The sequence below is a fragment of the Microcoleus sp. B4-C1 genome (genome assembly GCF_036705285.1).
Classification (GTDB): Bacteria; Cyanobacteriota; Cyanobacteriia; order Cyanobacteriales; family Microcoleaceae; genus Microcoleus.
This window is the reverse complement of sequence record NZ_JAUBUC010000059.1, coordinates 33,068-42,657: the sequence shown is the minus strand read 5'-3', so window position 1 is coordinate 42,657 and position 9,590 is coordinate 33,068. Positions and strand designations below refer to the sequence as shown.

Sequence of the window (9,590 nt, the reverse complement as noted above, 5' to 3'; positions counted from 1 at the left end):
CCCCTTCATAAGGGGGGGTTGGGGGGGTATCCCCTTGTTGTAAAGGAAAGGAATTAGATTTAGCCCCCCCTTGATAAGGGGGGGTTGGGGGGGTATTCTCTGGTTGTAAAGCAGAGGAATTAGATTTAGCCCCCCCTTGATAAGGGGGGGTTGGGGGGGTACTTGTATAAGCGTAACTGCTCCAATTAATGTAAGCTTTTGCTAAATCGCTGTCGTCTGTCCAGTTTTGAGCTTCAATTATGCCTTGAAGTCCTGCGCCGTAAGCACCTGGTTTTGAGCCAAAGACTCGAAATTGCGATCGCCCTTGCGCCTCTTCCTGACTCAAACCTGTAGATTCCCAATACAAAATCTCTTCCTTAACTTGTGCTGCTAAAGGGTTGTTTTCAGCCGATTCGTCTAAATCTGCCACAGCTTTTACCGCACTGTCAAACAAATCAATTAAATTAAAAAAAGCATCGCGGAAAAAGCCAGAAATTCGCAAAGTAACATCAACGCGCGGCCGCCCCAAAACAGAAATCGGCAAGATTTCAAAATCTACAACCCGGCGCGAAGGGCCATCCCAAACTGGTTGAACTCCTATCAGCGCCAAGGCTTCGGCGATGTCGTCTCCCCCCGTCCGCATGGTGGATGTTCCCCACACTGACAAACCCAAAGTTTTCGGATATTCGCCGTTTTCTTGGGTGTATCTTTCGATTAAAGTTTCAGCAGCAACTCTGCCAACTCTCCAGGCGGTTTCTGTGGGAATAGCGCGGATATCTACTGAGTAAAAATTGCGACCAGTGGGCAATACATCTGGTCTGCCGCGAGTGGGCGCGCCGGATGCGCCGCTGGGTATGTGCCGCCCATCTAGTCCGCGCAAAAGGTTGGTAATTTCTTGGTTTGTTTGGAGGAGTGATGGTAAAAGATAGTTATTTATCCAGTCTAATTCTTGTTGGGTTGCTTGTCCTGTTTGGATGTTTTCAACCGCAGATAAACGCGGATTAACGCGAATATTTTCGATTAAATTATCTACTAATTCAGCGGCTTTTTCTTCGAGTTCTGCTGTTAAATCGCCTGCTGTGCGGTGCTGAATTATTGAGGTGGGATCGGCCGTTAACGGGTCGAAATCGTAGCCTGAGTCTTCTGCTAGGGCGCGGGTTAAGCCCGATCGCCCGTTGGTGGGATGGCGGGCGATCGCAATTATCAAATCTCTCAACTGTCTACCTTCGGGACACTGCCCAAAAATGTGCAATCCGTCGCGGATTTGGGATTCTTTGAGTTCGCAAAGATAGCCGTCTGTGCGGGTGATAAATTCTGTAAATTCCGATTTATTTAGTTGTATTCCTAAGTCTTTATCTAAGTTTTCTTTGTTGGTGAGGGCGAGAATGCGATCGCGAATCATGGGCAATCTGGACGGATCTAAACTTTGGGCTTCGCAATACTCATCAATTAAGGTCTCCAACTGCTGCAAAGGCCCATAGAGTTCGGCGCGAGTCATCGGCGGTGTCAGGTGGTCGATTATCACAGCTTGCGATCGTCTTTTTGCTTGGGAACCTTCCCCCGGATCGTTGACAATGAAGGGATAAAAATTCGGCATCGCGCCTAACGCCACTTCTGGATAACATTTGTTAGACAATGCTATACTTTTACCGGGAAGCCATTCTAAATTTCCGTGTTTTCCAGCATGAATTATAGCGTCAATTCCCAATTTTTCTCGCAGCCAGTAATAGTAAGCTAGATAATTGTGGGTAGGTTCTAAGTCGGGGGCGTGATAATTTAACGCGGGGTCAAGTTCGTATCCCCGCGATGGTTGAATTCCTACAAATACATTACCAAACTGAATTCCCGGAATCGGAAAAGACCTATTTTTACTTATAAAATCTTGTGCATAGCTTCCCGGAATCCCCCATCTTTTACAAATCCCATCTTGCACTTCCTGCGGCAAACTAGCAAAATATTCTTCATATTCTGCCAAATCCAAAGATTGATGAACAGGCCGCAATTCGCGTCCTTCCGGGTCATTTGTCACGCCCGAAGTCAGGAGTTCAATTAACTCGTTGCCGCTAGCGGGTATGTTTTCAATTTGATAGCCAGCTTGCTGCATAGCTTTGAGGATTTCGACACAGCTAGCGGGCGTATCTAAGCCGACGCCGTTGGCTAAGCGGGCGTTGCGAGTGGGGTAATTTGCTAGAATTATGGCGATGCTTCTGTTGGCGGCTGGGGTTTGTTTCATCTTCACCCAATTCGCTGTTAAATCTGCTACAAATGAAATGCGATCGCCCGCAGCGACATAACCCACTACATCTGTTTCTAATTCGCTGTTCCAAGTCTGTACGGCTTTAAAAGAAACAGCCCTAGTAATGATTTTTCCATCTACTTCTGGCAATGCTACATTCATCGCCACATCGCGGGGCGAAAGTCCCTGAAGTTCCGTTTCCCACTGTTCCAAACCGCCACCGCTGAAGATTGCTTGCAATACGGGAACGTCTAAGGATTTTAAACTATTTTGTTCCGGTTCTTGACTGCTGAAACCGGAGACTGCAAAACTTGTGGTATTGAGCAATAATTGAATTGGTTCTGATTCTTTTGGCTGGAAATATTCCAGCAATTCTATTTGCAAATCTGGTTCCCGCAAAGAAGATACAAAGACGGGAACTGGGACTAAATTTCGCTCTGCTAGAGCTTGACAAAGTGCATCAATTGGTGCTAAGTTTCCTGATAAGTAATGAGCGCGATAAAATAAAATTCCGACCGTAGGGGCGGTGCCCCCGTGCCCGCCCTCGCCGTGCCTTTTAGGGAGTGTTTCCAAACCCGGAGATCCCCCCCAGCCCCCCTTCTTAAGGGGGGAGGAAGAAGTTGTCAAAGTCTCCCTTGTTAAGGGGGATTTAGGGGGATATGAATCGGGTGGTAAAGTTGCAAAACACGCCCGCGCCTGTCCGCCCCAATCATAAATTCCGACGCGGGAAACTGTTTGAGGTAGTGGCGGGTTGTAAGCAGTTTTCAGGCAAGTATCGGCGGCAAATTTTAGTGCATTAACAAAGTTTTGGACTCCGCCTTCTGTGAAATAGCGCCACAGTTGATTGACTGCTGACAGCGATACATTGGAATGGCTGATTAAATCTGGATCTGGACTGTCTTCTCCCGGCATTACAATCAGTGATGCGTTAGTTTTCTGCACCGTTTCTCGCAGAATTTCTAAGCCGTAAGACCAATAAGAACGCCCTCCTAACAGTCTTAAGATTATGACCTCTGCGCGTTCTAAAACTTCCTCGGCATAAGTATCAATTGTTAGTTGTTGCTGCAACTGAAGCAGGTTTACTGCGCGTACCTTGGGAAATTTTGCCGGCATTTTGGATGCAGCGACTGCGAGTGTTTGAATGTCGGTGTCAGCAGCACTAATAAATACTATTGGTGCGGGGGTTTGCTGAATAAAAATTACTCCTTCTGCTTGAGGGTTCCAACCTCCGGGTGTGGCTGCTATTTTGTGCATTAATTTTTCCTCTATATATAACAAGTCGAAATTAAACGAAGTCTCAGAGGCACAGCCTCTCGCTTAATTATGCCACGAAAAAAGCGTCCGCAGCCTCGGAATGCAAAGTCGTAGGATTTTGGAGAGGACTTGCATTCCGAGGCCGCAAACCAAATTACATAAAATATGAAAAATTTATAATGTTATAAATAAAACTCCTCCCATCATGATAGCAGCTCCTAAAAATCTTTCCTGAATATCTTTTTCCTTGAAAATAAAATGGCCGAACAGTACACCCATTAATACGCTGGTACGCTTAAGTGCTATTACTTGCACGACTAAAGTCATTGTCAAAGCTTGCATCTGAAAAATGACTCCTAAAGCATTGAAAAAGCCCATTGCCATTAGCATCGGTAAGTATTGGATAATTTGGCGCTTGGGGTTAGAGGTTTTGTGCAGTAAAACTGGCAGCAATAGGACGCTCATACTCGTCAATAAAGCGAACACCCAAAAAATCGGGGAAGAGTTTTGCACGCCGATTTTGTCAAAATTTGTGGTAATACTCCAGAGAAAAGCTACGAGTAACATCAATTTTGACCCTGGTTGGTGCACAAGTGCTTTGAAGGGGGCTAAGTAGCCTTGAGATTTTTCTTTGATGTTTAATAGATAAGATCCCATGACAATGAGAAAAACTCCAATACCATCAAAAAAGTTGGGATACTCGCCGACAATTAACGGTGAAGTCAGCAGCATGAATAAGGGCGTCAAAGCTACCAGTGGCACGGCGAGGGATAAATCCGACAGTTTGATGGCTTTAATGTAGAGGAGAGCAATGACTGCGTTCATGCTGGCTCCGATTAACAAAGCTATCCAAAATTGTTGGTTTAATGGAGGTATTTCTATAATAAATAGCAACGGAGTTAAAAAGACTGCTGTAAAAAATGTTAGCGACCAAGTGACGACATATTCGTCGTTTGCTTTCAGGTTGTGTTTGCTAACAACATCTTTTACTGCTTCAAAAAAAGCGCTCAAAATTGCCAAAATTAACCAAGTCATCCTAAATATGCGCTCCTGACTCGCTCGTCGTTTAGCAAATCTGATCCAATACCTGTGAGAGTAATGTTACCAGCTTCTAGCACGTAACCCCGATCGGCAATTTGCAGTGCTAAACTGGCGTTTTGTTCGACTAAAAGGATTGTGACGCCTGTGGAACGCAGGTTTTGAATAATTCCGAAAATTTCTTTGACGATCGCGGGTGCTAAGCCTAAACTAGGCTCGTCTAATAATAGCAGCTTCGGGCGCGACATCAACGCGCGGGCGATCGCCAGCATTTGCTGTTCCCCGCCGCTGAGAGTTCCTGCTAGCTGGCGACGCCTTTCTGCTAGGCGCGGAAATATCTCAAATTGGCGCTCTAAATCGGCTTTTACTGCCGCCGAGTCCGATCGAATATAGGCCCCTAATTCTAAGTTAGTTAACACCGTTTGCTGCGCCAAAACCCGCCGCCCTTCTGGACTGTGGGCGATTCCCAACTTCACAACTTCGTGAGCTTGGCGGCGGCTAATATCGCGCCCGCTATAAATAATTTGTCCTTGTCGCAAATTAACTATTTTAGAAATAGCTCTCAATGTGGTACTTTTGCCCGCACCGTTGGCGCCGATGAGACTGACAACCTCGCCCGCATTTATCGTGAGATTAATATTTTGTATGGCTTGAATTCCGCCATAATTTACACAAAGATTCTTCAGTTCTAAGAGGATATTTTGAGATATTTGGGGTGGGTTATCGTGCATTTTTTGTGACGTTGAGTTTGAGGTACCTTGCGATTTACTGTTGGGTGGGGGCGGGTTTATGAGATTGTTATTTTTAGGCCATTATTATCGGTGAACCCGCCCCTACATTGTCATTACTCGTTCCCGGCTCTGCCTGGGAACGCATATCGAGAGGCTCTGCCTCGATTTTTTACTCGTTTACTCTTGGGTGGGGGCGGGTTTATGAGATTGTTATTTTTAGGCAATTATTGTCGGTGAACCAGCCCCTACAAAATGTGTAATAATGGTGCAAAATGTGAGTTTGTGTAGACGCGATTTCCAATCGCCGGGTTTCCTTAGTTATTTTTCATCTCCCAAATAAGCCTCAATCACAGCGGGGTCATTCCTGACAATAGCAGGCTCGCCCAAGGCAATAAGCTGACCGAAATGCAAGACGGCAATGCGATCGCACAATCCCATAACTAGCGGTACATGATGCTCGATCAATATTACAGTTAAATTGAATTGTTGGCGCACTTCTCGGATAAATTCGCTTAATTTGTGCTTTTCATTGGGATTCATGCCCGCTGCGGGTTCATCTAACAAGAGTATTTGCGGTTCTAAGGCTAAAGCGCGGGCAATTTCTAAGCGCCTCTGGTCGCCGTAGGGCAAGTTTTTGGCTTGTTCGCCCGCGCGATCGCCCAATCCGACTAAATCCAACAATTCTAAGGCTTTCCGCTGGGTTTTGCGTTCCATTGCGTTAGATGCTGGCAAGCCGAAAATCCCCGACAGCACCGATAAAACTGGATTGCCCGATCGACTGTGGATGTGTCGGGCGATCGCCACGTTGTCCAAAGCAGAAAGTTCCCCAAACAACCGAATATTTTGAAATGTTCGGGCCATACCTTTATTAGCAATTTGATAAGGTCGCAGTTTAGAAATATTTTCGTTTTGATAAATCAGAGTGCCGCTAGAAGCAGGTATCAGTCCAGTCATTACATTAAATAGAGTAGTCTTGCCAGCGCCGTTAGGACCGATTAATCCAAAAATCTCGTGTTTTTGAACTGTGAAAGATACGTCGTTTACAGCAATTAAACCGCCAAATTTGCGAGTTAATCCTTGTGCTTCTAAGATGGAATTGCTTTTTGAGGTGGTAACAGTTTCTGAAATCACAAAAAACTAGATAAAATGTGCAATATAATTATGCCTCACATTTGTATTTTAATAAATAACCTCCCGCTTTAAAATCCTTTACTGATTACCGATTACCCATTATTAATTACTAGGCATCTAGCTGATTCAACGGAAAACCGCTATAATATTACAATTGCCGTGCCGCCTCAATCTCCTCAAGCCGTATCGCCTAGGTAATCTTATGACGATGTACGAACCGGATTCGCAGCCTTCGCAAACAAAAGTCCTCCCTACGATGTATGATTTACCCAGTGAAGACCCGGAGGAACCCGGTTTGCCTGACGAATTCCACGACTTTCAACCCGAACTGCTGCGTCTAACCTGCCGCCCCGCCAACCATCCGCCAGAACAAATATTTATAGCCACAGACCTCAATCTCTACTACGATTCTAACCATCTCAATTGGTACAAAAGACCTGATTGGTTTGTCGTCTTGGGGGCTCCGAGATTTTATCGAGGTGACGAATTGCGCCTCAGCTACGTGATGTGGCAAGAAAATGTCAGTCCTCTGGTAGTAGTAGAACTGCTGTCACCGGGAACGGAAGATGAGGATTTAGGAATTACAGAAGAAGCACGAAATAAACCCCCTACTAAGTGGCGAGTTTACGAACAGATTTTGCAGATTCCTTACTACTTTGTTTTCAGTCGGTACAACAATCAACTGAGAATATTTCGCTTGATTGGTAATCGTTACCGCGAACAAGTTTTAACCGAGCCGCGCTTCTGGATACCGGAATTAGAATTAGGTATAGGTTTGTGGGAAGGTTGTTATCAAGGTTGTTCGAGGTTGTGGCTGCGTTGGTACGATGTCAGTGGCGATTGGGTTCTGACTCCAGAGGAGTTTGAAAGGCAGCGAGCTGAATTAGAAAGTCAGCGAGCCGAATCAGAAAGTCAGCGAGCAAATCGTTTAGCCGATCGCCTGCGAGCAATGGGCATTAATCCAGATGAGCTGTAAAATTAAATAGCAGCATGAAATTGTGCAAGCTGCAAGCGCTGTCGATAAAAACTTATTAACTAAAAATAAATTATGCCAGACTCTACCTCACTGCGCGATCGCTATCTAGCCCTAATCGACAAAATTGTCGAAATCACCCTCAAAGGTCAAATTCGCTCCAAAGAACAAGTTTATCAAATGCTAGTGCAAGACATTAGTACCGGTACTGGCGAAATCTTTGAACGCTGTTTCGGCGAACGCCTTGATGCGGCCGAGAATCAACTCAGAAATGAAAAAGACGAAATCAAACAAGCAAAGGCAAATCGCAGCCTCAGAGCTCTCAAAACCATCCAAGGAGAATGGGAACGCTGGCAGAAAGATAACCGCGTCGATCGCGCAATTGCATCCTCAATCCAACAAATCGTTACTGCCGAATCTAACGCCCGCCTCCTGGCATTATTGCAAGTAATCGATCCGAATAAAGAACATCCGCTGACTCTCGCTCAATTGCAGCAATTGGCAAAATCCCTGCACCAACAAATGCTGCAAACTGCCAATCCCGAAACCGAACAAGATTTGCAGCAAATCACCGCCGGCATAGCCAAAGGTTTAGAATCTTGGCAGCGTTTGGAACCGGAACTTGTGGGCTGGATTTATCAGCCACAGCAGCTAGGATTTGCCGGTAGTCCCGAACAAAATGGGCCTTGGGCTTTTTGGGCAAAAAAAGTTAACAGTCCCTTTCCCCAGGCTCTTTTGAATACTATTGCAGTCGGTGAATCTGTAGTTCAATTTGCCGCCCAGCAATCGAATTTAGGTTTAGGCATATTGGTGGAAGCGGCGATTATTTTGCAGTGCTTGCAGCGGGCGTTAGCGACATGGTTTGACAAGCAAGTTTACGATTCCAAAGTGTCAACAAAAGCTTCAATTTCTACTTACATTACTTTTGCGGTAATTTGGAGTCAGCTAGCTAGTGGGTTTAATAATTCTACCAAGAGCGGGGAGCAGTTTGCTAATGCTTGTTTTCAAGTAACTTTGCAAATTTTGCGTGCTTTTTCTCAGCGAGAATACTTTCCCCTTTACGGGGGAATTTTTGCTTCGTTTGATGGTAAAGCCCTGCGACATACTTTGGATTATTTAGATGAACCGCTGCGGCGAGTTGAAGGCACTCAAGCAAAAGCTCGGATTCTGACGCTTTTGGGTTATTCGATGCAGGCGGCTGGGGCCTACGAGCGATCGCTCTTGCTGCACAAGCAAGCGCTGGAAATTGCCCGTACCGAAGGAGACAAAGCCTGCGAAGTTGCCAATCTAAATCACATCAGCCGCAACTATGTTGCTCAAAAAAATTATCAGGAAGCGATTAATTACAGCCAGCGGGCTTTAATTATGGCACGACAAACGGGAGAGCGACAAGGCGAGGCAAATGCTCTGGCTAATTTGGGTTACAGCGAAGTGTTTCAAGCGCGGCAGTTGGAGGAGGTGGAACCGGAGGTTTACGAGAGTGCGATCGGTTATTTGGAACAAGGTTTGTTGCTATCGGAAAAATTGGGAGACAGGCAAAGTCAAGCTTTTTGTTCCAGCAGTCTTGGTATTGCTAAAATCGCCCTGGAAAATGCTGAAGCTGCGATCGAATATTTGCTCAAAGGTTGGCAAGCGGCTCAATTTTCAGGGGATTTATATTTGCAAGGTCTGAATTTGGCTTACTTGGCTCAAGCTTATTACAGAATCAACTCACTAGAAAAAGCGATATTTGCCGGCAGTTTGGGAATGTATACTTTGGAGCAAATTGGTGCGATGGAGTGGCGTCAATCGGCTGGTTTGTTGACAATTTTGCGGGGTCAAATGGGGGCGGAATCTTTTAAACAAGCTTTGGCGAAAAGTCGAGCGAATATCATTCCGGCGATCGGTGTTGATGGCTACGATTACATCCCGGAGTTGCTGGAAAAATACCAGCAATCTATTTAATATTATGTCCGATCGATTAACCATAATATCCCGGCGGGGCGGGTTTTTGAGATTGTCAATTATTGGCAGATATTGTTGTTGAACCCGCCCCTACCTGATTTCGGGCGAAGCGAAGCGGAGGGAATCGACCGGACATGATATAACTCTTTGTTGTGGAACAGGCCGGAAAGCCTCTTGCTGACAGAGGTTTAAGGTGTAAGTTCTAACTCGCCGAAAATCACCATTATCAATTAGTATTTCATGGGCGGGCTCTCCTGCTCAACCCCTACTCCCCACAAGAAAATTGAATTTTTGTGGAACAGGC

6 protein-coding genes are annotated in these 9,590 nt (G+C 45.6%); 2 read left to right on the top strand and 4 right to left on the bottom strand.

Translation table 11 applies throughout. The annotated features are described in order from the left end of the window. The 4 genes from cobN to QUB26_RS21790 all read right to left on the bottom strand — a co-directional run. On the bottom strand, positions 1–3,469 hold a 3,469-nt coding region (gene cobN / locus QUB26_RS21805), incomplete at its 3' end, for a cobaltochelatase subunit CobN (RefSeq protein WP_333319687.1). A 174-nt stretch (positions 3,470–3,643) separates the two neighbouring features. Next, positions 3,644–4,504, bottom strand: a complete 861-nt coding sequence (locus QUB26_RS21800; protein ID WP_333241656.1) for a DMT family transporter — start codon at positions 4,502–4,504, stop codon at positions 3,644–3,646. After that, positions 4,501–5,238 carry an ABC transporter ATP-binding protein gene (locus QUB26_RS21795; RefSeq protein WP_333241654.1) on the bottom strand — a complete coding sequence of 246 codons (738 nt, stop codon included), beginning with the start codon at positions 5,236–5,238 and terminating at the stop codon, positions 4,501–4,503. Before QUB26_RS21795 ends, QUB26_RS21800 begins: the two co-directional genes overlap by 4 nt. Positions 5,239–5,556: 318 nt before the next feature. Next, the gene (locus tag QUB26_RS21790; RefSeq protein ID WP_333319685.1) at positions 5,557–6,369 is read right to left on the bottom strand and encodes an ABC transporter ATP-binding protein; all 813 of its coding nucleotides are present in this window, start codon (positions 6,367–6,369) and stop codon (positions 5,557–5,559) included. 202 nt (positions 6,370–6,571) lie between these two features. On the opposite strand from QUB26_RS21790, the gene QUB26_RS21785 reads away from it, so the two are divergent. Both QUB26_RS21785 and QUB26_RS21780 read left to right on the top strand, forming a co-directional pair. Then, positions 6,572–7,345, top strand: coding sequence for a Uma2 family endonuclease (locus QUB26_RS21785; protein WP_333241650.1), 774 nt, complete (start codon positions 6,572–6,574; stop codon positions 7,343–7,345). 72 nt (positions 7,346–7,417) lie between these two features. Then, a complete protein-coding gene (locus QUB26_RS21780; protein ID WP_333319682.1) occupies positions 7,418–9,286 on the top strand; it encodes a tetratricopeptide repeat protein in 1,869 nt (622 codons plus the stop codon). Positions 9,287–9,590 lie beyond the last annotated feature (304 nt).